25 protein-coding genes and 1 tRNA gene are annotated in these 20980 nt (G+C 63.4%); 14 read left to right on the top strand and 12 right to left on the bottom strand.

All coding sequences use genetic code 11. From position 1 onward, the window contains the following. Positions 1-4 precede the first annotated feature (4 nt). A complete protein-coding gene (locus tag ACCD07_RS19805) occupies positions 5-937 on the bottom strand; it encodes a LysR substrate-binding domain-containing protein (protein WP_413448334.1) in 933 nt (310 codons plus the stop codon). Between the two features lie 132 nt (positions 938-1069). On the opposite strand from ACCD07_RS19805, the gene ACCD07_RS19810 reads away from it, so the two are divergent. Next, positions 1070-2290, top strand: coding sequence for an HD-GYP domain-containing protein (locus ACCD07_RS19810; protein WP_176653010.1), 1221 nt, complete (start codon positions 1070-1072; stop codon positions 2288-2290). A 67-nt stretch (positions 2291-2357) separates the two neighbouring features. On the opposite strand, the gene ACCD07_RS19815 is transcribed toward ACCD07_RS19810, so the two are convergent. Together ACCD07_RS19815 and ACCD07_RS19820 are read right to left on the bottom strand one after the other, a co-directional pair. Next, positions 2358-3401 carry a GGDEF domain-containing protein gene (locus ACCD07_RS19815; protein WP_413448335.1) on the bottom strand — a complete coding sequence of 348 codons (1044 nt, stop codon included), beginning with the start codon at positions 3399-3401 and terminating at the stop codon, positions 2358-2360. A 19-nt stretch (positions 3402-3420) separates the two neighbouring features. Further along, the gene (locus ACCD07_RS19820) at positions 3421-3747 is read right to left on the bottom strand and encodes a hypothetical protein (protein WP_413448336.1); all 327 of its coding nucleotides are present in this window, start codon (positions 3745-3747) and stop codon (positions 3421-3423) included. Positions 3748-3864: 117 nt separating this feature from the next. Between ACCD07_RS19820 and ACCD07_RS19825 the strand changes: the two genes are divergently transcribed. The 11 genes from ACCD07_RS19825 to ACCD07_RS19875 all read left to right on the top strand — a co-directional run bounded on the left by ACCD07_RS19825 (position 3865) and on the right by ACCD07_RS19875 (position 13883). After that, positions 3865-4038, top strand: a complete 174-nt coding sequence (locus ACCD07_RS19825; RefSeq protein ID WP_413448337.1) for a Flp family type IVb pilin — start codon at positions 3865-3867, stop codon at positions 4036-4038. A gap of 58 nt (positions 4039-4096) precedes the next feature. Next, on the top strand, positions 4097-4627 hold the full coding sequence (locus ACCD07_RS19830; RefSeq protein ID WP_413448338.1) for a prepilin peptidase: 531 nt from the start codon (positions 4097-4099) through the stop codon (positions 4625-4627). Positions 4628-4723: 96 nt separating this feature from the next. Then, a complete protein-coding gene (locus ACCD07_RS19835; protein WP_413448339.1) occupies positions 4724-6106 on the top strand; it encodes an ATP-binding protein in 1383 nt (460 codons plus the stop codon). Continuing rightward, entirely contained in the window at positions 6103-6945 is an 843-nt protein-coding gene (gene cpaB, locus ACCD07_RS19840; protein WP_413448340.1) for a Flp pilus assembly protein CpaB, read from the top strand. The genes ACCD07_RS19835 and cpaB overlap by 4 nt, the downstream gene beginning before the upstream one ends. A gap of 7 nt (positions 6946-6952) precedes the next feature. Further along, the gene (locus tag ACCD07_RS19845; protein ID WP_413448341.1) at positions 6953-8374 is read left to right on the top strand and encodes a type II and III secretion system protein family protein; all 1422 of its coding nucleotides are present in this window, start codon (positions 6953-6955) and stop codon (positions 8372-8374) included. A gap of 13 nt (positions 8375-8387) precedes the next feature. Next, positions 8388-8666 carry a hypothetical protein gene (locus ACCD07_RS19850; protein ID WP_413448342.1) on the top strand — a complete coding sequence of 93 codons (279 nt, stop codon included), beginning with the start codon at positions 8388-8390 and terminating at the stop codon, positions 8664-8666. Between the two features lie 9 nt (positions 8667-8675). After that, positions 8676-9848, top strand: coding sequence for an AAA family ATPase (locus ACCD07_RS19855; protein ID WP_413448343.1), 1173 nt, complete (start codon positions 8676-8678; stop codon positions 9846-9848). Between the two features lie 41 nt (positions 9849-9889). After that, positions 9890-11236 (top strand): CpaF family protein, encoded by a 1347-nt coding sequence (locus tag ACCD07_RS19860; protein WP_413448344.1) that lies wholly within the window; start codon positions 9890-9892, stop codon positions 11234-11236. A 5-nt stretch (positions 11237-11241) separates the two neighbouring features. After that, a complete protein-coding gene (locus tag ACCD07_RS19865; protein WP_413448345.1) occupies positions 11242-12219 on the top strand; it encodes a type II secretion system F family protein in 978 nt (325 codons plus the stop codon). An 11-nt stretch (positions 12220-12230) separates the two neighbouring features. After that, entirely contained in the window at positions 12231-13169 is a 939-nt protein-coding gene (locus ACCD07_RS19870) for a type II secretion system F family protein (protein WP_413448346.1), read from the top strand. Between the two features lie 9 nt (positions 13170-13178). Then, positions 13179-13883: a LytR C-terminal domain-containing protein gene (locus ACCD07_RS19875; protein WP_413448347.1), complete on the top strand. Its 705-nt coding sequence runs from the start codon at positions 13179-13181 to the stop codon at positions 13881-13883. 83 nt (positions 13884-13966) lie between these two features. Here ACCD07_RS19875 and ACCD07_RS19880 read toward each other — a convergent pair whose 3' ends face one another. Then, positions 13967-14740: a GIN domain-containing protein gene (locus tag ACCD07_RS19880; protein ID WP_176652997.1), complete on the bottom strand. Its 774-nt coding sequence runs from the start codon at positions 14738-14740 to the stop codon at positions 13967-13969. A gap of 25 nt (positions 14741-14765) precedes the next feature. Beyond that, the gene (locus ACCD07_RS19885) at positions 14766-14957 is read right to left on the bottom strand and encodes a hypothetical protein (protein WP_176652996.1); all 192 of its coding nucleotides are present in this window, start codon (positions 14955-14957) and stop codon (positions 14766-14768) included. A 286-nt stretch (positions 14958-15243) separates the two neighbouring features. On the opposite strand from ACCD07_RS19885, the gene ACCD07_RS19890 reads away from it, so the two are divergent. Next, entirely contained in the window at positions 15244-16239 is a 996-nt protein-coding gene (locus tag ACCD07_RS19890) for an alpha/beta fold hydrolase (protein WP_413448348.1), read from the top strand. A gap of 53 nt (positions 16240-16292) precedes the next feature. After that, the gene (locus ACCD07_RS19895) at positions 16293-17036 is read left to right on the top strand and encodes a substrate-binding periplasmic protein (protein ID WP_413448349.1); all 744 of its coding nucleotides are present in this window, start codon (positions 16293-16295) and stop codon (positions 17034-17036) included. 3 nt (positions 17037-17039) lie between these two features. Here ACCD07_RS19895 and ACCD07_RS19900 read toward each other — a convergent pair whose 3' ends face one another. From ACCD07_RS19900 to ACCD07_RS19930, 7 genes are all read right to left on the bottom strand, one after another. Continuing rightward, on the bottom strand, positions 17040-17924 hold the full coding sequence (locus ACCD07_RS19900; protein WP_413448350.1) for a dienelactone hydrolase family protein: 885 nt from the start codon (positions 17922-17924) through the stop codon (positions 17040-17042). 107 nt (positions 17925-18031) lie between these two features. Beyond that, positions 18032-18313: a helix-turn-helix domain-containing protein gene (locus tag ACCD07_RS19905; protein ID WP_413448351.1), complete on the bottom strand. Its 282-nt coding sequence runs from the start codon at positions 18311-18313 to the stop codon at positions 18032-18034. After that, positions 18310-18648, bottom strand: a complete 339-nt coding sequence (locus ACCD07_RS19910; protein WP_176652991.1) for a type II toxin-antitoxin system RelE/ParE family toxin — start codon at positions 18646-18648, stop codon at positions 18310-18312. The genes ACCD07_RS19905 and ACCD07_RS19910 overlap by 4 nt, the downstream gene beginning before the upstream one ends. A gap of 152 nt (positions 18649-18800) precedes the next feature. Continuing rightward, positions 18801-18876 (bottom strand) — tRNA-Thr (locus ACCD07_RS19915). A gap of 26 nt (positions 18877-18902) precedes the next feature. Next, on the bottom strand, positions 18903-19394 hold the full coding sequence (locus tag ACCD07_RS19920; protein ID WP_176652990.1) for a ClpXP protease specificity-enhancing factor: 492 nt from the start codon (positions 19392-19394) through the stop codon (positions 18903-18905). 91 nt (positions 19395-19485) lie between these two features. Continuing rightward, positions 19486-20097 (bottom strand): glutathione S-transferase N-terminal domain-containing protein, encoded by a 612-nt coding sequence (locus ACCD07_RS19925; RefSeq protein ID WP_008443913.1) that lies wholly within the window; start codon positions 20095-20097, stop codon positions 19486-19488. A gap of 114 nt (positions 20098-20211) precedes the next feature. Further along, entirely contained in the window at positions 20212-20976 is a 765-nt protein-coding gene (locus ACCD07_RS19930) for a cytochrome c1 (RefSeq protein WP_176652989.1), read from the bottom strand. Positions 20977-20980 lie beyond the last annotated feature (4 nt).

Below are 20980 nucleotides of genomic sequence, written 5' to 3' on the forward strand. Positions count from 1 at the left end.
TGACTCAGGCGATGACGGTCGCACCCGGCCAGGTGTTGCCGGCGCATAGCTGGCGGCTGACATGCTGCACCAGCCGGCTGACCGCCGCCGCGGCGTTGGTCAGCGGAATATTCTTGGACGCGCACAACACCACGGTGCGCGAAATCGACGGGCTGTGGATGCGGTGGGCGCGCATGGCGCCGCGTTCGAGCTCGTCCAGCACCGGCGCCGACGGCAGGATGGTGGCGCCCATGCCGGCCAGGATGGCGGACTTGAGGATGGCGATGGAATTGATCTCGATCACATTGCTCAGCGTCAGCCCGGCGTCGCGCGCCATGCTTTCGATGCGCGGCCGGACGCCGTGCTGCAGGCCGGGCAGGATCAGCGTGGTCTGCAAGGCTTGCGCCAGTGTGAGCGCTTGCTCACTTTGTGCATAAGGCGCGTCCGCGCGGCAGATGAAGCGCAGCTCTTCCTCCACCAGCGGGGTGGTGGCAAACTGGGCCAGCTGGCCGTCGTCGAACAGCACCGCCAGGTTGACCCGGCCCGATTTCAGCTGCTCGCTGAGGTTGCCGGTCAGCTCCTCGGTCAGCTGCAGCGTGATTTCCGGATATTGGGTGCGCGCGGCGGTCAGCAGCGGCAGGGCCAGCGCACCGGAGATGCTGTGCGGCAGCCCCAGCGTGACGCTGCCGCTGGGCCGTTCGGTCGATTGCGCGACAGCCGAGCGGGCGTCGGCCACCTGCTTGAGGATGGCTTGCGCATGCTCATAAAAAATCTTGCCGGCGTCGGTGCTCAACACGCCCTGGGCGGAGCGGTGCAGCAGCTGCACGCCCAGCTCCTCTTCCAGCTGTCGCAACTGTTGCGTCAGTGCCGGTTGTGCAACATGCAGCACCAGCGCGGCGCGCGACAGCGAGCCGTGATCGACTATGGCAACAAAGTAACGAAGTTGGCGTAATTCCATATATAGGTGACGTTGTTAGCGTGGACAAACAGATGGTAGCACCTGTAAATTTAATCCCGATAGGAAACTATTTGTTATACTAAAGTCAGCCCTTCCGCTGTCCAGTTCAGCCTCTCATATTGTGGGTACTGTATGCTAAAGAAAGTCGACTCCTCCCAGCTGAAAGTGGGCATGTACATACATGATCTGAGCTGCGACTGGATGACCCATCCATTTGTTCGCAACCGGTTCCTGCTGTCCAGCGAAGATGAAATCCGCAAGATCGTGCACGCCGGCATCCACGACGTTGTCATAGACAGCTCCAAGGGCCTGGACGTGCAGGATGCGCCAACCCTGGCTGAGGCGCAAGCGGCGACCGAACGCGAAATCGTCGAGATCGCCGCCAAGACGCCCGTGGTTACCCGGGTATCGCTGGGCGAGGAGATGAAACGCGCGGTGCAGATCCGCCACCAGGCGTCGACGCTGGTGCGCACGGTGATGCAGGACGCCCGCCTCGGCAAGGCCATCGAACTGGACCATGTGCAGCCGGTGGTGCAGAACATCACCGAATCCATCCTGCGCAATCCGGGCGCGCTGGTGGGGCTGCTGCGGATCAAGAACAAGGACGATTACACCTTTTTGCACTCCGTTAGCGTCTGTACGCTGCTGGTTGCATTCTGCCGCTCGCGCGGTATCGACGCCGAAACCACTCATCAGGCCGGCCTGGGCGGCCTGCTGCACGATACCGGCAAGGCGCTGGTGCCGGATGCGGTGCTGAACAAACCGGGCCCGCTGACGGACGAGGAATTCGCGATCATCAAGCGCCATCCCGAAGATGGTTACAAGATCCTGCTGCAATCGCCGGAGATCGGCCCGATTCCGCTCGATATCACGCTGCATCACCACGAACGCCGCGACGGCAGCGGCTATCCGAACAAGCAGGCTGCCGACGAGATCAGCGAGCTGGCGCAGATGGCGGCGATCGTCGACGTTTATGACGCGATCACGGCCGATCGCTGCTATCACAAGGGCATGTCGGCGGCGGCGGCGTTGCGCAAGATTTATGAGTGGAGCAAGTTCCACTTCAACCCGCAGTTCGCCCAGGAATTCATGCGTTGCGTCGGCATTTACCCGGTCGGCACGATGGTGATGCTGGAGTCGGGACGCCTGGGTGTGGTGATTGAACCACACGAAACCAATCTGCTGGCGCCCAAGGTCAATGTTTTCTTCAACACCAAGAAAAATCTCTACATCAAGCCGGAAACCGTCGATTTGTCGCGCGGACTGGGTTTTGGCGGCGGCGACAAGATCGTCGGCCACGAATCGCCGGGCAAGTGGAATGTAGACCCGATGCGCTTCCTGACCCTGGCTTAAGCCGCTTCAAGCTGACCGCTGCCTGGTTGCGGCTCCTCGCCGCGCTCAGCTTGAAACAGCTTAATAGTCAGAAGAATTCGGCGGTATCGTTGGAGGCGATGGTCTGCAGCAGTCCGCCGTCGACCAGCTCGTCGTAGTGGCAGGCCAGGTTGCGGCCGTGACTCTTGGCGTAGTACAGCGCCTGGTCGGCGTGTCCCAGGATGATCACCGGCGCTTCCAGCGCGCTGATGCTGACGAAGCCCACACTCACCGTCACCTTGCCCACTTGCGGGAAATCATGCGACGCCACGTTGACGCGGAAGCGGTCGATGATCTTCTTGGCGTGGTCCAGCGTGGTGGAGCGCAGCAGCACGACGAATTCCTCGCCGCCGAAACGGAACACGCGGTCTTGCGCGCGGAACGACGAGGTGAGCAGGTTGGCGATCAGGATCAGCACCTCATCGCCATATAAATGGCCGAAACGGTCGTTAACATGCTTGAAATGGTCGACATCGACCACCGCCAGCCATTGCTTTTCCTGGTCGTGGTGGGCGCGGCGCTCGGGCTCGCCCGGCAGCGTGAGCGCGTCCTGTTCGGTGGACGCGGCCAGCATCTTGGCCAGCTGGTCGTCGAAGGTCTTGCGGTTGAGCAGGCCGGTCAGCGAATCGCGTTCGCTGTAGTCCAGCAGGTTCTGGAAGTTGCGGTAGACGCTGACGATGCCGCCGATGATGTGGATGGTGTCGCTGGTGTACGGCGTCGGGTTGACGATTTCCAGGCAGGTGTCGGCCTTGTCGCCGAGCCAGATCGGCAGCCACAGCGTGTGCTCGCCGGCCTCGTTGGCGACGTCGGCGCCCGATTCGTGGTTTGCGATGCATTTGGCGAGCGCCGGCGTGTTCTCGATCGGCTCGCCGGGATTGTGCAGGTCTGTGGTGTCGACCATGCGCGCGGCTTCGCCGGCGTTGATGACGGCGCGCGGCCGGACAAAAATCTTGCCCCTCACTGTGGCCAGCGTCAGCACGCGGGCCTGACTGGCGTGGGCAAGCTCCTGCACCGCCGAGATCACGGAGATGTCGAGCATCGTGTGATCGCGGTGGCCGGTCATGTCCACCATGTGTTTCAGTAGGGAATCCATTTTCTTCTCTGGAAAATAATCACACAACCATTGCGCCTTGCCACGTTTTGTTCACGCCTATCAAGCCAATATCTTTGATAGTCAGGCGCACTGTGAACTGCAACACGAGGCCTTTCCAAAGAACAGCTAAGCAGGATAATAGCTTTTTGCAATCTAGGCAATTCATGTGTGCGAAAAAGAACTTTCCTTGCAACTGAATGCAACCTTTTTCCGACAGCTGGCGGCTTGCTCCAGCGTACCGGGCCGAAATCTGATGCAGTTTGACATAAGCCAGCCGTGATGTGTGTCCGGGACGCATATTTTCCTCCACAGTTTGAAATAATTCCACACGGAAAACTTGTCTCACGTCAACTCCCGCAAAGCTGCGATCCGTATAGTGAACCCAATGGCGCGGTAACGGCGGCATGGCAGGCCGCCCGCCCGCGCCAGGGGTATTTTTATGGACTCAACTTGGGAGTAAATCATGAACTCGCTTATTGCAGCTGCAAAGGTGTTCGCGTACGACGAGGAGGGGATCACGGCCATTGAATACGGCCTGATCGCGGCAACGATGGTGACGGCGGTGGTGGCGATCTTCGGCACGTTGACGACGGCGCTGCAGACGGCTTTCACCGCCATCGCGGCCAAGCTCTCGTAGTCATCGCCCAGGCTTTCCAGCCGCAACCGGGCTGGAAAGCCTACTCCGGAGAGCCGCCATGCTGAACGCCATCGAAATGATCCTGATCTGCCTGGTCGCGCAAGCGGCCGTGACGGATCTGGCCATGCGCAAGATTCCCAATGTGCTGATCCTGAGCGGGCTGCTGCTGGCGCTGCTCCTGCACATGCTGAGCGGGCAGCCGTGGGCGCCCGCATCGCAATGGCTGGCCGGCACCTTGGCCGGCTTTTTTTTATTCCTGCCGCTGTACCTGTTGCGCGGCATGGCCGCCGGCGACGTCAAGCTGATGGCCATGGTCGGCGCCTTTGGCGGTCCCGCCGACGCGCTGCAGGTCGCCGTGCTGGCCTACATCATCGGCGGCGTGATGGCCTTGCTGATGTTGTTGTGCAGCGGCCGCCGGCGCGACGGCTGGCGCAATCTCGTACAGATCGGTAAGCCGTTGCTGCTGCGCAGCCTGGGCGTGCCGCTGCAGCCGGTGCCGCTGGCGCCGGGCACGAGCATCGGCGGCGTGCCGTACGGCCTGGCGGTGGCGCTGGCGACGATGGTGGTTGTGGCGCTGGCGCATCGCTGAGCGCCGTCCCGCCGCGTATTTGCTGCGCGTCAATGTCCCCAAAGCATGGCCCGATAGACTTGATTCCTCAACGTAATTTCTTCGCTGGAGATGCTCATGCTAGCCGTCGAATCGTTTCCCCCCGCCACCGATGCCGACGCCGCCGGCGTGCTGCCGCCGCAACCGAAATCGGTGCGCGAGACCGGCCTGCAGCTGCAGCTGATCGTCGAGCTGATCGCCAAGGCCATTTTCATCGGCGGCAAAAGCCACCTGCCGGTGCTGACCACGCGCCTGCACCTGTCGATCAACGTGCTGCGCGAGGCGCTGGAATTCATGGTCGCCGAGCACCTGGTGGAGGTGGCGTGGCGCGGCGAATCCGACATCGACGTGCAGTACCAGCTGACGGCGGGCGGCAAGCAGCGCGCCAGCGCCTGGCTGGATCGCTGTCCCTACGTCGGACCGGCGCCGGTGACGCTGGAAGCCTACCGCGCCATGGTGGAACGCCAGGCCGGCCTTGCGCCGCTGCCGTGCGCCGACGAACTGGCGGTCGAGTTCTCCGACGATTTTCTCAGTCCCGCCGTGCAGCGCATGCTGGGCGCGGCCATGCACGCCGGCCGCACGGTGCTGCTGCATGGGCCATCGGGCAGCGGCAAGTCGGTGCTGGCGCGCCGCCTCGGCACGCTGCTGCAGGGCGTGATCGCTGTGCCGCATGCGCTGGCGGTGGGACAGGAGATCGTGCAGGTGTACGACGCGCTGCTGCACCGCGCGCCGTCGCCGCAGCATTTGCGTCAGTTGCGCCACCTGCAGGATCAGCGCAGCAGCGATCCGCGCTGGCTGTTGTGCCAGCGGCCCGTGGTGGCGCTGGACGCGGACCTGAGCGCGGACATGCTGGATATGCAGCCGGACAGTCATAGCGGCTGCTATCGCTCGCCGCCGCAGCTGAAGGCCAACAACGGCATGCTGATCGTCGACGACCTGGGGCGCCAGCGCATGGCCGCCGCCGATCTTCTGAACCGCTTCTCGCAGGCGCGGGAGCTGGAGCGCAGCCAGTTGTCGCTGGTGGGCGGCTACCACTTCAGCGTGCCGTGCCGCTTGCAACTGGTGTTCGTCGCCAGCCTGGCGCCGGAAGCGCTGTTCGACGCGCCGGCGCTGCGCCGCGTCGGCTACAAGATTCCGGTCGGGCCGCTGGGCGCCGCCAGCTATCGCACCTTGTTTCGCCAGCAGTGCCTGACCGCCGGCGTGGCGTTCGACGATGCCGCGCTGCGCTACCTGGTCGACGACCTGCATGCGGGCAGCGGCCTGCCGTTGCTGGCATGCTACCCGCGCGAGATCATCGGCCGCGTCGCCGATTTCGCCGGCTTCCTCGGCGAGCCGGCGCGGCTGACCGTCGCCGCGCTGGACCAGGCCTGGACCAGCATGTTCGCGACCGCCGAACCGCTGCCGCCCGGCGTTGACGACAGCGCCGACGCCATCGACCATCTGCAGCAGCACATCCTATGAACAACAAGCGCGCACTGTTGATGATGGCGCTGGCCATCGTGCTCGGACTGGCGGCGGTGGTGATGGCCTCGCGCTGGCTGCTGCGGCAGTCGCCGACGTCGGCCAACAAGATCATCGTCGCGGCGGTCGACGTCAACCTCGGCCAGCGCCTGACGCCGGAGATGCTCAAGCCGCTGGACTGGCCGGCCGACAACCTGCCGCGCGGCGCGCTGCGCGACGCCTCCAAACTGGTGGGCCGCGTGCTGAAAACCAGCGTGCTGCGCGACGAGCCGCTGAGCGAAGCCAAGCTGGCGCCGGCCGGCACGCTGGGCGGCCTGTCGGCGCTGATCACCGAGGGCAAGCGCGCGATCACGGTGCGCGTCAACGACGTGGTGGGCGTGGCCGGCTTCGCGCTGCCGGGTAATTTCGTCGACATCATCGTCAACACCCAATCGGCGGCGGGCGGCAACGAGAATGCGATTTCGAAGATCGTGCTGGAACGGATACTGGTGCTGGCGGTGGCGCAGGAAGTGGGCCGCGACGAGACCAAGCCGCGCGTGGTCAACGCCGTCACGCTGGAGGTGACGCCGGCGCAGGCTGAAAATATCGATCTCGCGCGCAGCGTCGGCACCCTGTCGCTGGTGCTGCGCAACCAGGTCGATCCGCGCCCCGGCGTGACCGGCGGCGCAACCAAGACCAGCCTGCTCGGCATGGCGCCGGTCCGGCCCGAGCCGGCCGTGCAGGTGGCGGCGGCCCCAGTGGCCGTCAAGCCGCCCCCCCAGCTGGCGCAAGCCGCTCCGCGATCACGTGCCTGCATCGGCGTGATCGCAGGCGTTCAGCGCACGCAGGAATGCCTGTGAGTGGACCATGAATACTCAACTATGCGCAGTGCTGCTGCTGGCGATGGCTGCCGGCACCCAGGCCGCTTCCGCGGGGACGCCGGCCGCGGCCGGCGCCGATGGCGCAAGCTTGCGCTGCAGCGGCCAGGCGGCGACGCCGGGCAATATGACGCTGCAGCTGGGGAAGTCCACGCTGATGCGCATGCCGGAAGCGGTGCAGGCGCGCAGCGTCGGCAATCCGGCCGTGCTGCAGGCCATGCTGGTGGCGCCGGACACGCTGTACCTGGTCGGCGTTGATATCGGCACCAGCAATATGATCGTGCAGGGCCGCAGCGGCATGTGCAACGTGATCGAGGTGGTGGTCGGCATCGATCCGGGCGCGCTGCAGGCGTCGCTGGCGGCGCTGATGCCGGAACAGAAGGACATTCGCGTCAGTGCCGCCGGCGATACGCTGGTCATCAGCGGCATGGTGGACGATGCGCAAACCGCCGCGCGCGTGCTGGAGCTGGCGGCCGCCTTTGTGCGCCGCCCGGCGCAGGCGCTGGAGGCGGCCAAGGGGGACAAAGGCATGGGCGGCGCGGTGGCGCCAAGTGCGGGGGGTGGCAGCACGCGCATCGTCAACTTCCTCAACATCAGCGCACCGCAGCAGGTGATGCTCGAGGTGAAAATCGCCGAAGTCTCCAAGACGCTGCTGGACAAGCTCGAAGCCGGCCTGACCGTGAATTTCGGCGGCGGCAGCTGGAGCAGCACGCTGACGTCGAATTTTTTAAGCGGCACGCTGAAAGGCTTGCTCAACATCGGCAAGGCAGGCGGCAACCACGCCGGCATCGCCGCCGACAAGCAGGACGGCATGATCCGCATCCTGGCCGAGCCGACGGTGATGGCGATCAGTGGCCAGGAAGGCAGCTTCCTTGCGGGCGGAAAGATCTTCGTTCCGGTCGCACAGGACAACAACAAGGTCACGCTGGACGAGAAGGAGTTCGGCGTCGGCCTGCGCTTCACGCCGACCGTGTTGGCCGGCGGCCGCATTAATCTGCGCGTGGCGCCGGAAGTGTCGGAACTGTCGCGCGAGGGCATAGGCATCTCGGCGGCCGGCTTCTCGGGCACCTCGGTTCTACCTCTGATCACGACCAGGCGCGCGGCCACCACGGTGGAGCTGTTCGATGGTCAAAGCTTTGCCATCGGTGGGCTGATAAAGAATAACCAGACCACCAATATCCACGGCCTGCCGGTGCTGGGCGAACTGCCGGTACTGGGTGCGCTGTTCCGCAGCACGGACTTCCAGCAGGACCGCACCGAACTGCTGTTCGTCGTCACACCGCACCTGGTGAAGCCGCTGCAGGCCGACTACAAGCTGCCGACCGACAGCGTCACCACGCCAAGCCGCACCGAACTTTTCATCGGCGGCCGGATGGAAGGGCCGCCGGCCCAGGCCACCGAACACAAATAGACAGGAAACGATCATGCGATACCTATTCAGCTTGCCAGCGGCGTGCATGTTGACCGCCTGCGCGTTACAGCCGCCTTCCTCCACGCCGCAATGGGACCGGCACTTCGGCGAAAGCGCGCGCGTGACGTTGGCGCGGCAAATCATCGAGCCGGAGGCGGCGCGCAATCTCGATCCGGTGGCCGGCATGGATGGCCACGCCGCGCGCGCCGCATATGAACGCTATCAAAAGGCCAGCAGCGAAGCGGCGGCGCAGCCGTCATCGTTCACCATCGGCGTCAGCGGCGCAAAGTGAGGAGCGATCATGAAAGCACTGATGATCAGCAGGGACAGCCTGCTGCATGCCGAAGTCGCCGCACAGGGATCGGCGCGCATGCCCGGCGTGCAACTGGTGGCGTCGCGCAACGGCCTGCGCGACGCGGTGGAGCGCCCGCTGCCGGAACTTCCTGAACTGGTGATCTTCGATGCCAGCGATGTCTCGGAAGAGGAGGCGGAACTGGTGGACCGCCTGGGCAAGCTTTATCCGGCGGCATCCTTCATGCTGCTGACGCGCGAACCGCAGCAGGACCTGCTGATACGCGCCATGCGCGCCGGCATGCGCGAGGTGTTGCCGCTACCGCTGGTGCACCGCGCCTTCCACGAGGCGATGGACCGCATCGAGGTGGCGGCCGGCGTCAGCCATATGCGCGATGGCAAAGTGCTGGCCTTCATCTCCTGCAAAGGCGGCAGCGGCGCGACTTTTTTGTCGACCAACTTCGGCTACGCGCTGGCCGCGCTGGCCGACAAGAAGGTGCTGCTGATCGACCTGCACGGTCAGTTCGGCGATGCGACGCTGTACGTGTCTGACCAGAAGCCGGCGATGACGCTGTCCGACATCTGTGCGCAGATCAGCCGCATGGACGGTTCCTTCCTCGATTCCTGCCTGGTGCATGTGGCGTCGAACTTCGGCGTGCTGGCGGCGGCGGACGATCCGAATCATGCGGTCGACATGAAGCCCGAGCACATGGACACCATCCTGCGCGTGGCGCGCCAGCACTACGACTACATCGTGCTCGACGTCGGCCGCCAGATCGACGCCATCTCGCTGCGCGCGCTGGACCAGGCAGACACCATCTACCCGGTGCTGCAACTGGCGCTGCCGGATATCCGCGACGGCCGCCGGCTGCTGGATATCTTCCGCTCGCTGGGCTATCCGAGCGAGCGCACGCGCCTGATCGTCAACCGCTACGAAAAGGGCGGCAAGCTGCGGCTGATGGACCTGGAGCAGGCGCTGGGCGCGGAGGTGGTGCACACGGTGCCGAACGACTACCTGTCGGCGACGGACTCGGTGAACCAGGGCATACCGGTGCTGCAGCTGTCGCGCAGCAGCGCGGTGGCGCGCAGCCTGGCGGAGCTGGTGGAACTGGTGACGGCGCGCCGCGTCTCTGAAAGCAAAGGGCTGTTCGACCGGCTGTTCGGCCGCAACGACAACGAATAGGCAACGAGTAGGCACGACAAAACCACGCATCGGAGAACGATATGAGCTTGCGCGAACGCCTGGCTTCCAGCGACGACAGCCGCCAAGGCATCAACGGTCCGCCCGGCCTGGCCGCTGCGGCCTATCAGGAACTGAAGAAGAGCATGCACCAGACGATACTGGACCGCATCGACCTGGAACGCCTGAAGCGGTTGACGCCGGAGCAGTTCAAGCACGAGCTGGCGCTGCTGGTCCAGCGCATCATCGAGGAGGAGCGCATCGTACTGAACCAGCACGAGCGCCACAACCTGGTGCTGGACATCCAGCACGAGATGCTGGGCTTCGGGCCGTTGGAGCCGCTGCTGGCAGATCCGGGCGTGTCGGACATCCTGGTCAACACCTATGGCAAGGTCTACGTCGAACGCTCCGGCAGGCTGGAGCTGACCGGCGTCACCTTCAACGACAACGCGCACCTGATGAAGATCATCGAGAAGATCGTCTCGCGCGTGGGCCGGCGGGTGGACGAATCTAGTCCGATGGTCGATGCGCGGTTGCCGGACGGTTCGCGCGTGAACGCCATCATTCCGCCGCTGGCGATCGACGGCCCTATCCTGTCGATACGGCGCTTCGCGGTCAATCCGCTGACGGTGGAGAACCTGCTGGACTACCGCAGCCTGACGCCGCCGATGATGGAAGTGCTGAAGGCGCTGGGCCAGGCCAAGATCAACATCCTGATCTCCGGCGGCACCGGCAGCGGCAAGACGACCATGCTGAACGTGCTGTCCGGCTTCATTCCCGCGGCCGAGCGCATCGTCACCATCGAGGATGCGGCCGAACTGCAAATGCGCCAGCCCCACGTGGTGCGGCTGGAAACGCGGCCGCCGAATATCGAGGGCAAGGGGGAAGTCAACCAGCGCTCGCTGGTGCGCAACGCCTTGCGGATGCGGCCCGACCGCATCATCCTCGGCGAGGTGCGCGGCCCGGAAGCGCTGGACATGCTGCAGGCGATGAACACCGGCCACGAAGGCTCGCTGGCCACCATCCACTCGAACACGCCGCGCGATGCCTTGTCGCGGCTGGAGAACATGGTCGGCATGGCCGGCGTGAACCTGACGCCGCGCGCCACTCGGCAGCAGATATGCTCCGCCGTGACGGTGGTGATGCAGGTCTCGCGGTTGACCGACGGCACCCGCAAGCTGGTCAGCCTGCAGGAAGTCACCGGCATGGAAGGGGAGGTGATCGCCATGCACGAAATCTTCCGCTACGAGCAAAAGGGCGTGGACGCCGGCGGCAAGGTACAGGGGCGCTTCTCGGCCACCGGCGTGCGGCCGCGCTTTGCCGACCGCTTGCGCATGTTCGGCGTGGCGGTGCCGGATTCCGTGTTCGATCCCGACAAGATCTACGAGTAGCGGCCATGGATACCGTCTTCTCCGCGTTTGCGGTCCTGCTGTTCGCCGCCGTGATCCTGATGATAGAAGGCGCCTGGCTGTGGTGGTCGGGTTCGCACGGCAGCGCGGCGCGGCGCATTTCAAAGCGCCTGCGGCTGATGGCGGCGCGCGGCGAAGGCGGCGCCGAGCGGATCGACATCCTGAAGCAGCGTGCCTACAGCCGCAATCCCCGGCTGGAGAAGCTGCTGCGACGATTCACGCGACTGGCCGCGCTGGACCGGCTGTTGCTGCAGGCAGGCGTGCGCTGGACCGTGTCGCAGTTCCTCTGCAGTTCGCTGGCGATGCTGGCCGTCGGCCTGATGCTGCCGGCGATGCTGGGCATGCCGGCGCTGGCGGCCATGGCGACGCCGGTGCTGGCGCTGATGTTGCCGTCGATGCTGTTGATGCGCACGCGCCACGCGCGCCTGCTCAAGCTGGAGGAGCAATTGCCGGAGGCGGCGGACTTCATCGGCCGCGCGCTGCGCGCCGGCCATTCCTTCGCCAACGTGCTGCAAATGGTCGGCGAGGAGATGCCGGATCCAATCGCCGGCGAATTCAAATTCGCCTACGAGGAAATCAACTACGGCGTACCGATGAACGAAGCCCTGCACAACCTGGCCTTGCGCGTGCCGCTGACGGACCTGCGCTACCTGGTGATCGCGGTGCTGATCCAGCGCGAGTCCGGCGGCAACCTGGCCGAAGTCCTCGGCAATATCAGCCGCTTGATACGTGCCCGGCTCCGGTTGCTGGCCCAGGTGCGGGTGATGTCCGCCGAAGGCCGCATGTCGGCATGGATACTGGGACTGCTTCCGCTGGGCGTGATGGGGTTGATGGTGGTGGCCAATCCAGCCTATGTGCGCGTGCTGTGGACCGATCCGGTCGGCATACGCCTGATGTGGTACGCCGGCGCGATGGCGGCAGCCGGCGTGCTATGGATGCGCAAGCTGATACGCATACGGGTCTGAGGGAGGACGGCATGGATGGTCGGCAGATTATTTTTCTCATCATTGTCTTCGCCGTCGTGGTGGGCGTGGCGCTGGTGGCGCTGTTGAGTTTTTCGGCGGTGCCTGTCCGTGAGCGCCTGAATGATTTTATCGGCCCTGCGCAACCGGCACAGCCGCTCCCTGGCGGCTGGGTGGAAAAAGTCGCGCACGCGGCGCAGCCGTTCACGCGCATGTCGCTGCCGGAGGAGGGCTGGGAGCGTTCGCCGCTGCGTACCCGTTTCATGAACGCCGGCTGGCGCAGCGCGTCGGCGCCATCGCTTTACTTTGCCGCCAAGACCTTGCTGGCGCTGGGCCTTCCCACCGTGCTGGCGCTGGCCTGCGCAACGCTGGCGGACAGCGAAGTGCAAAAGACGATGAGGTATCTGTTGCTGTTGACGGCGTGCATAGGCTACTACCTGCCGAACGCGCTGTTGTCGCGCCGGGCCACCAACCGCTGCCGCGAAATCTTCGAGACCTTTCCCGATGCGCTGGATCTGCTGACCGTATGCGTGGAGGCGGGCCTGAGCCTGGAACGCGCGCTGGCCAAGGTGGCCGGTGAAATTCATATCAAGAGCGTGGCGCTGGCGCAGGAACTCCAGCTGGTGCTGATGGAAATGCGGGCCGGCTTCAGCAAGGAGAAAGCCTTGCGCAACCTGGCCTTGCGCAGCGGCGTGGAGGATGTCGATACGCTGGTGGCGATGCTGATCCAGTCGGAGCGTTTCGGTACCAGCATGGGTGAATCCCTGCGCATTCATTCGGATAATTTGCGCAGCAAGCGCAGCGTACTGGCGGAGGAGGCGGCGGCCAAGATCGCGCTGAAGCTGCTGTTCCCGCTGATCTTCTGCATCTTCCCGACGTTGATGCTGGTGCTGATAGGGCCTGCCGGAATACAGATTTATCACATGGTGCTGCCGACCATGTTCACGCACTAGGAGACGACAATGAAACAGATGCTGGGCGCCGTATGTGCCGGCGCGCTGCTGATGGCATGCAGCGGCTTGTCCACCGCACCGCCGGTAGCCACGGCGGCGCCGGAAACGGACATCACCGCGCTGGAACAAGCCTGCCTGCAGGCGCCGCTGGATGCGGCCAGGTGGGAGCGGCTGGCCGCCGCGCTGGAAGCGGATGGACAGCGCGAGCGCGCGGCGACGATGTACCAGCAAGCCTCCACGCTGCGCACGCACGACATCCGGCGCGACTATGCGTTGCTGAAGGAGCACAAAGCGGAAACGCCACCGGAGGCGGCCGATACGGCCATGCCGCGCACGGAAATCCGGCAACTGGGAGCGGCGCTGGTGCAGGTAATGCGTGTCGGAGCAGCGACGCAAGCGCCGACGCCGGCGCCGACGCCGGGAAATACCGGACTGCGGCTGGAGATCAGCAACGGCAACGGCATCGCCGGCGCTGCCGCCCGGCTGGCGCGCATCCTGAAAGCGGAAGGAATCAAGACCACACGGCTGACCAATGTGAAGAATTTCGGCGTGCCGATCAGCCGCATCGAATACCAGGGCGACCAACAACTGCCGGCGCAAGCGCTGGCGCGGCGACTTGGCTTGCTACTGCACGCGAGAAGCGATAAATCCGTCTATGCCGACATGCGCATCGTGCTTGGACGCGACGTTGTGCAGGCACCGTACCTGAAATAAAAAAACCGTCCGGGTGGAGTGGCCTCCTCCCGGACGGTAAAAACACACCCATGTGTTTCCTGCTGCGGCTCACGCCGCGTTCGTTACTGCCAGCTGACGCTGCCCAAGCCGCGGGCGCTGGCATTGCGATTGGTCGGATTGCCATATACGGTGGCCGAACCCAGGCCGGTTAATTTCAGCGTGGCGCTGTTCTTCGCAAACACCGATGCGCTGCCCAGTCCCGACATGTTGACGTCCACCACATCGGCGCGCAACTGCTGCGCATCGAGTCCGCCGACGCCGCCAAGGCTGGCGTGCAGCTGCCTGGTCTGGCCCGTCATTTCGATATGGCCGGCGCCGTGCAGATGCAGGTCGACGTTGTCGCTGCTGCCGGCGTTGACCGTCATGCTGCCGACGCCTCCGAGCTTCACATCCACGTTGCGGTACTGCGCGCTGACCTTCACCGCGCCGGCGCCTTCTAGCGCCAGGCGCAGATTGTCGCCGCTAAAACCGCTTACCTCGGTGGCGCCGACGCCGCCCGACACCAGCTGTCGCAGGTTCGGCAGCGTCAGTTCCGCGCGCAGCTCCTTGTTGTTGCCGAAGCTGAAGCTGCGCATCTTGCTTGTGCCGATGTGCAGGGTGTCACCCGTCTGCTCCACCGTCACTTTTTTCAGCGCGTCAGCCTCTCCGTATAGAGTCAGCGACGCGACTGGTCCTTGCTTGACCTTGAGGCTGATGACGCCATCGAGGTCGATGTTGACGGCACGCGCATCGACGCCGCGGTTTTCGCTGACCACATCGGCAGCCAGCGCGGAACCAGCTCCGCCGCCGCTGCTCAGGATCGTGGCCAGCATCGCAGCCTTCAGATATTTTTTCATCACGCGCTCCGTCGTTGTCGGTGAATTACAGTGCTGCTTTTTCAGCTGCGGTCAGGCGCTTGGCGGTGATCGTCACCACTTGCATCTTGGCGGCGTCGGCTTTCACGGCGACAGGCGCTGCGTGGATTGCTGGCACTGCGGCGGTGGCGAACGAGGTAGCGCTGATGACGACGATTGCGGCTACGAAGATGGCTTCCATGTTTTTTGCGATGTTCATTTTGAGCTCCTTGGGTTGTGTGGTTCACTGCGTTTTGTCTTGCGTTGAGTGAACTATAGACAAGGGCTATCCGGCCAGCCATCGACATGTGACGAACTGCAAAAACCGGGGGCCAGAATGCGGATTAGCGGCGTAAAGCTGCGTGGCCAAGAGATATTTTTAAAAATTGCTTGCTATTGAATAGTGCGCGATATATATTGAGCACATGGACAGCGCAAAACGCTCCCAAAACCGCATAAAACATAGTTCGCTATTAAATAACTACCTACTAAAAATGGAGCCCGTCATGAGCAAAGATACCCAAGACCAAGCAGTGAATACCTCCCGCCGTTCCGCCCTGTTCGGTGGCGCCGGTGCCGCAGTCGCCGCCGTAGCCGTTCCGCTCGCCGCATTTGCAGGCGGCAATGCGCAAGCCGCCCCGGTGGTTCACGGCGGCGCGGTCAGCAAGACGGGCAGCACCATCACCACTCGCGACGGCGTCGAGATCTACTACAAGGACTGGGGTCCGAAGACCGGCCAGCCGGTGGTGCTGAGCCACGGCTGGCCGCTGAACGCCGACAGCTGGGAATCGGCGGCCTTCCACCTGGCCAACAACGGCTTCCGCGTCATCACCCATGACCGCCGCGGCCACGGCCGCTCCAGCCAGCCCTGGGACGGCAATGACATGGACCACTACGCCGACGACCTGGCGCAGCTGATCGAGGCGCTGGACCTGAAGAACATCATCCTGGCCGGCTTTTCGACCGGCGGCGGCGAGGTGGCGCGCTACGTGGGCCGCCATGGCACCAAGCGCATCGCCAAACTGGGCCTGATCTCGGCCGTGCCGCCGCTGATGCTGAAAACCGCCACCAACCCGGGCGGCCTGCCGATCGAAGTGTTCGACGGCATCCGCGCCGCCTCGGTCGCCAACCGCGGGCAGCTGTACCTGGACCTGGCGTCCGGCCCGTTCTACAACTACAACCGCCCGGGCGCCAAGCCGTCGCAGGGCATCATCCAGGCGTGGTACGCGCAGGGCATGCAGGCCGGCCACAAGAACACCTACGACTCGATCAAGGCGTTCTCGGAAACCGACTTCCGCGACGACCTGAAAAAATTCGACAAGCCGACGCTGATCATCCACGGCGAGGACGACCAGATCGTGCCGATCGACGCCTCCGGTCGCGCCTCGGCCTCCATCGTCAAGCATGCCAAGTTGATCACCTACCCGGGTGCGCCGCATGGCCTGACCGACACCCACAAGGACAAGTTCAACGCTGATTTCCTGGCGTTCGCCAAGTCCTAAATGCAGAAAGGGCCGCCGGCGCAATGGGAAATTGTCCATGCTATATTGCAAGTATGAACAAGCTGCCGGCGGTGCTGATGATGCTGTGCGCTAGCGTGCTCCCCGGAGCTGCGCTGGCCGAGGTCGTCACCGTCTATACCAGCGCCAGGGTGGCGCCGCTGGTGGTTTCCGACGACCAGGGCATTTATCCCGACCTGATCCGCTATTTAAACCGGCACGCGCCAGGCGGGCTGAGCTTCAGGCTGGAATACCTGCCGCGCAAACGGCTGCAGCTGAAGGTGGAAAACGGCGAGCTGAACGGAATCGTCATCGGCATGATGCCGCGCTGGTTCGACGACGCCGCGCAGAAAAAATACCTGTGGACCACGCCGTTCGCGCTGGACCGCTACGTGGTCGTGTTACCGGCGGGACAGGCATACAGCCAGGCCAAGCCCGGCGCGCTGGCAGGGCGTTCGGTCGGCATGGTGCTGGGCTACAGCTATCCCGACCTGGAATCATGGGTACGCCGGCAGGGCCTGATCCGCAACGATGCCCCCAGCGACGATAAAAGCCTGGAAAAATTGCAGCTGGGACGGGTGGACAGCGTTGCCGCCGCCGAATCGGTCGTGCGCTACTACATGAAGGTGCACGGGATTCGCGAAGACAAACTCCAGCTGTATGGACTGCCTTCCAGCCCAACCGAGCGGCGCTTCCTGGTGCCCCATTCAAAGGCGGCGGTCTACGAGAAGATCGCCCCTGTCATCCGCAAACTCAAGGACGATCCCGAGTGGCAGCGCCTGGTTTCCAGATATGAATAAGCCCTAGCCCAGCCGCGCGTGGAAGAACTCCGTCGTGCGCTGCCACGCCAGCTTGGCGGCGGCGGCATCGAAGCGCGGCGTGGTGTCGTTGTTGAAGCCGTGCTCCACGCCGGGGTAGACGTGGTACTGGTAGTTCACGCCGGCCGCCTTCAAGGCCTGCTCGTAGGCGGGCCAGCCGGCGCGGATGCGTTCGTCGTTGCCGGCGTCGTTGATCAGCAGGTGAGCCTTGATGTGCGCCACCTCGGCCGCCGGCGGCTGCGAACCGTAGAACGGCACGGCCGCCGCCAGTTCCGGCAATTGCGTCGCCAGATAGTTGGCGATGCCACCGCCGTAGCAGAAGCCGACCACGCCCAGCTTGCCGTTGCCTTCCGGCTGTTGCTGCAGCCAGCGCGCTGCGGCAACGAAGTCGGCGCGTGTCTTGGCCTGGTCCAGCTTGCCGAACAGGGCGCGCGCCTTGTCCTCGTCGCCGGGATAGCCGCCCAGCGTGAACAGCGCGTCAGGCGCGAAGGCGATGAAGCCGTCCAGCGCCAGACGGCGGGCGATGTCTTCGATATGCGGATTTAGGCCGCGGTTTTCGTGCACCACGAGCACCAGCGGCAGCTTGCCCTTGGCGTCGGCCGGCGAGACCAGGTAGCCGCGCACTGTGCCGTTGCCTTGCGGCGAAGGCAGCTCTACGTAGCGGGTCTTGATGCGGCGGTCGTCAGCGGTGACGATGGGCGCGGCAAAGCTCGGGCTCAGCGCGCCGAGCAGGCTGGCGGCGGTCGCGCCGCCGACCGCATAGCGCGCCGCCGATGACAGGAAGTCGCGGCGCGTGATGCCGCCATGCACATACTGGTCGAACAGCTTCAATACTTCCGGATCAAAATCGGCGGCGGTTTTGCGTGTCATGTCTCGGTTCCTCGGGTAGGTGTCGATGGGCTAGTGTAGCGCAGCGGCGCTCCCGTGGCCGCCCGAGCGGGCGGAATATTTCTACATATTCAACGTTGGTTTTTGGCTCAGGCCGCGTCCACCAACTGCATTTTAACGTGCAGGCCGGCAGTAGCAGCCATGTTCACTAGCGCATCGATGGCAAACAAGTTGATTTTTCCGCGCATCAAATCGGAAACGCGTGGTTGGGTGACACCGAAGACTTTGGCTGCTTCAGCCTGGCTAAGTCCAGAGCCGGTGATGTAACTTTTCAATTGAAGCATCAGTTGGGAGCGTACCTTCATGTTCTCTGCTTCCTCCGGGGTGGCTTCAATGGCATCCCATACGCTTGTAAAACGTTGCGCGGTCATTTTCCCAACTCCTTCTTTAAATCACGGTAGCGCTGTGCTGCCAAATCGATATCGTGTTTGCTAGTCTGCTCGGTTTTCTTCTGAAAGCAATGCAGCACGTAGATGGCATCAGCAAATTTCGCCACGTAAATGATTCGGAATGCCCCAGCCTCATCCCGAATCCGTATTTCCTTAACGCCTGGACCAACGGTGCCCATAGGCTTCCAGTCGTCAGGGTCTTTGCCATGTTGTACAAGGTCAATTTGGTGGCCTGCGTCGCGCCTGGCTGTCGCTGGAAAGGTGCGTAAATCCTCCAGGGAGCTACCGCGAAACTCTACTGGCTTTGGATCGGTCATGTCACGAATATACAAAAAATTGTATGAGCTGGCAAGCGATGCGTCGTACCGATTCCCTTGGCGTTCGCCGATCTGCGAAGGTTTTTTGCTGCGTACAAAAACAAATGCCTCACGTGGATTCCACGCAAGGCATTGTTTTCAAAGCTAATTTTTGGTGCCGACTGCCGGTTTCGAACTGGCCACCTGATGATTACAAATCAACTGCTCTACCAAATGAGCTAAGTCGGCGAAACTTGTACGGGGCGAATTATACGCTATTTAATTCGCGTAAGGGTGGGGCGGCCGCCCTTTTTGGGCGGGTCGGTATCGTCGTCCGGGGCGCTTGGCGCCTCGGTTTTGACCTCTGCCGCGGCAGGCGGCGCGGCTGCGGGAACCGCCGCCAGCACCGGCGCCGGCGCGCTGATTTCCTCGTCCGGAACCGGCTCGGCAAAGCCCAGCTGCGGCTCGAACGCCATCCCCTGGCCGTTCTCGTTGGCGTAGATCGCCATCACGTTGTTGACCGGTACGTAGATCTCGCGCGAGACGCCGCCGAAGCGGGCGTGGAAGCGGATGCTGTCGTTGTCCATCTTCAGGCCCGAGGTGGCGCCGAAGCTGATGTTAAGGACGATTTCGCCCTTTTTCACATACTCCATCGGCACCGTGGTCGAGGCGTCGACCTTGACGGCGAGGTAGGGCGTGTAGCCGCTATCGGTGCACCACTCATAAATGGCGCGCAGCATGTAGGGCTTGGTTGAGATTTCAGACATGGTATTCCAGACTGCAGTAAAACACGGCGCGCCGCCCGCTAAGGCCGGCAAACGCGCCGAAGGACTTCAAGTAAAACGGCCTGCTCCGCAATTAACGGCGCATGACCTTTTCCGACGGCGTCAGCGCTTCGATGTAGGCCGGGCGCGAGAAGATGCGCTCGGCGTACTTCATCAGCGGCGCGGCGGTCTTCGACAGTTCGATGCCGTAGTGATCCAGACGCCACAGCAGCGGCGCGACCGCCACGTCCAGCATCGAGAACTCGTCGCCCAGCATGTACTTGTTCTTCAGGAACAGCGGCGCGAGCGTGGTCAGGCGGTCGCGGATTTCGGCGCGGGCCTTGTCGTGGCTCTTGTCGTTGCTCTTGGCGCGTTCGCTTTCGAGCACGTGCACGTGCACAAACAATTCCTTCTCGAAGTTGAACAGCATCAGGCGCGCACGCGCGCGCATCAACGGATCGGCCGGCATCAGCTGCGGATGCGGGAAGCGCTCGTCGATGTACTCATTGATGATGTTCGATTCGTACAGGATCAATTCACGTTCGACCAGGATAGGCACCTGACCATACGGATTCATGGTCGAGATGTCTTCCGGCTTGTTGAACAGGTCGACGTCGCGCACCTCAAAGTCCATGCCTTTTTCAAACAGGACCAGGCGGCAGCGTTGCGAAAATGGGCAGGTTGTACCCGAGTAGAGAACCATCATTTTTATAGTTCCTTAGAAGAACAAAGGGGGTGACGCCGCGAACGGATCACCCCGGATCGATCGCCCGCCAGCGCGGGCATCGCAAAACAAGCGCCGGCCAGCCGGCGCTCTCGATTATTTAACTTCTTTCCAGAACGACGCGTTCAGGCGCCATGCGAGGAAAGCGAACATCGCCATGAACAACACCACGGCCACGCCCAATTTTTTGCGGGTCTGCGCTGCAGGTTCCGCCATCCACTCCATGTAACCGACCAGGTCGGCCACCGCAGTGTCATATTCCAGCTTGCTCAGTTTGCCCGGCGTGACTTGCTCGAAGCCGGCGAACTGGTGCGTCTTCTTGCCTTCCTCGTGCGGATCGGCCACTTCTTCCATCTTGACCTTCTGCACGCCCTGTAGTTCCCACAACACGTGCGGCATCGCCACGTTGTTGACCACCAGGTTGTTCCAGCCGGTCGGGCGGGTGTCGTCCTTGTAGAAGGTGCGCAGGTAGGTGTACAGGTAGTCGCCGCCGCTGCCGGCGCCCGACGCTTTCGCGCGCGAGATCACCGACAGGTCGGGCGGCACCACGCCGAACCATGCTTTCGCATCTTTCGGATTCATGGTGGTGGTCATCATTTCGCCGACCTTGTCGCCGGTGAACAGCAGGTTGGCCTTGATTTGCTCTTCCGTCAGGCCCAGGTCGCGCAGGCGGTTGTAGCGCATCGACGACGCGTTGTGGCAGTTCAGGCAGTAGTTGACGAACAGCTTGGCGCCATGCTGCAGCGCGGCCATGTTGTTCGAGCGGTCCGGTGCCTTGTCGAGCGCGACGCCGCCTTCGTTGGCCAGGGCCAGGCCAGGCAGCAGTGCCAGGATGGCGAGCAGTTTTTTAGAAAAATTCATGTAA

The organism is Duganella sp. Dugasp56, from assembly GCF_047304105.1.
GTDB lineage: Bacteria > Pseudomonadota > Gammaproteobacteria > Burkholderiales > Burkholderiaceae_D > Rugamonas > Rugamonas hordei.

Bases quoted from the DNA above. Each gene is read 5' to 3' on its own strand.
- ACCD07_RS19810 (WP_176653010.1), top strand. From the start codon at position 1,070: ATGCTAAAGAAAGTCGACTCCTCCCAGCTGAAAGTGGGCATGTACATA.
- ACCD07_RS19835 (WP_413448339.1), top strand. From the start codon at position 4,724: ATGCTAGCCGTCGAATCGTTTCCCCCCGCCACCGATGCCGACGCCGCC.
- ACCD07_RS19875 (WP_413448347.1), top strand. From the start codon at position 13,179: ATGAAACAGATGCTGGGCGCCGTATGTGCCGGCGCGCTGCTGATGGCA.
- ACCD07_RS19905 (WP_413448351.1), bottom strand. From the start codon at position 18,313: ATGACCGCGCAACGTTTTACAAGCGTATGGGATGCCATTGAAGCCACC.
- ACCD07_RS19895 (WP_413448349.1), top strand. From the start codon at position 16,293: ATGAACAAGCTGCCGGCGGTGCTGATGATGCTGTGCGCTAGCGTGCTC.
- ACCD07_RS19815 (WP_413448335.1), bottom strand. From the start codon at position 3,401: ATGGATTCCCTACTGAAACACATGGTGGACATGACCGGCCACCGCGAT.
- ACCD07_RS19830 (WP_413448338.1), top strand. From the start codon at position 4,097: ATGCTGAACGCCATCGAAATGATCCTGATCTGCCTGGTCGCGCAAGCG.
- ACCD07_RS19805 (WP_413448334.1), bottom strand. From the start codon at position 937: ATGGAATTACGCCAACTTCGTTACTTTGTTGCCATAGTCGATCACGGC.
- ACCD07_RS19930 (WP_176652989.1), bottom strand. From the start codon at position 20,976: ATGAATTTTTCTAAAAAACTGCTCGCCATCCTGGCACTGCTGCCTGGC.
- cpaB (WP_413448340.1), top strand. From the start codon at position 6,103: ATGAACAACAAGCGCGCACTGTTGATGATGGCGCTGGCCATCGTGCTC.
- ACCD07_RS19855 (WP_413448343.1), top strand. From the start codon at position 8,676: ATGAAAGCACTGATGATCAGCAGGGACAGCCTGCTGCATGCCGAAGTC.
- ACCD07_RS19880 (WP_176652997.1), bottom strand. From the start codon at position 14,740: ATGAAAAAATATCTGAAGGCTGCGATGCTGGCCACGATCCTGAGCAGC.
- ACCD07_RS19890 (WP_413448348.1), top strand. From the start codon at position 15,244: ATGAGCAAAGATACCCAAGACCAAGCAGTGAATACCTCCCGCCGTTCC.
- ACCD07_RS19900 (WP_413448350.1), bottom strand. From the start codon at position 17,924: ATGACACGCAAAACCGCCGCCGATTTTGATCCGGAAGTATTGAAGCTG.
- ACCD07_RS19845 (WP_413448341.1), top strand. From the start codon at position 6,953: ATGAATACTCAACTATGCGCAGTGCTGCTGCTGGCGATGGCTGCCGGC.
- ACCD07_RS19860 (WP_413448344.1), top strand. From the start codon at position 9,890: ATGAGCTTGCGCGAACGCCTGGCTTCCAGCGACGACAGCCGCCAAGGC.
- ACCD07_RS19825 (WP_413448337.1), top strand. From the start codon at position 3,865: ATGAACTCGCTTATTGCAGCTGCAAAGGTGTTCGCGTACGACGAGGAG.
- ACCD07_RS19870 (WP_413448346.1), top strand. From the start codon at position 12,231: ATGGATGGTCGGCAGATTATTTTTCTCATCATTGTCTTCGCCGTCGTG.
- ACCD07_RS19920 (WP_176652990.1), bottom strand. From the start codon at position 19,394: ATGTCTGAAATCTCAACCAAGCCCTACATGCTGCGCGCCATTTATGAG.
- ACCD07_RS19885 (WP_176652996.1), bottom strand. From the start codon at position 14,957: ATGAACATCGCAAAAAACATGGAAGCCATCTTCGTAGCCGCAATCGTC.
- ACCD07_RS19865 (WP_413448345.1), top strand. From the start codon at position 11,242: ATGGATACCGTCTTCTCCGCGTTTGCGGTCCTGCTGTTCGCCGCCGTG.
- ACCD07_RS19925 (WP_008443913.1), bottom strand. From the start codon at position 20,097: ATGATGGTTCTCTACTCGGGTACAACCTGCCCATTTTCGCAACGCTGC.
- ACCD07_RS19910 (WP_176652991.1), bottom strand. From the start codon at position 18,648: ATGACCGATCCAAAGCCAGTAGAGTTTCGCGGTAGCTCCCTGGAGGAT.
- ACCD07_RS19850 (WP_413448342.1), top strand. From the start codon at position 8,388: ATGCGATACCTATTCAGCTTGCCAGCGGCGTGCATGTTGACCGCCTGC.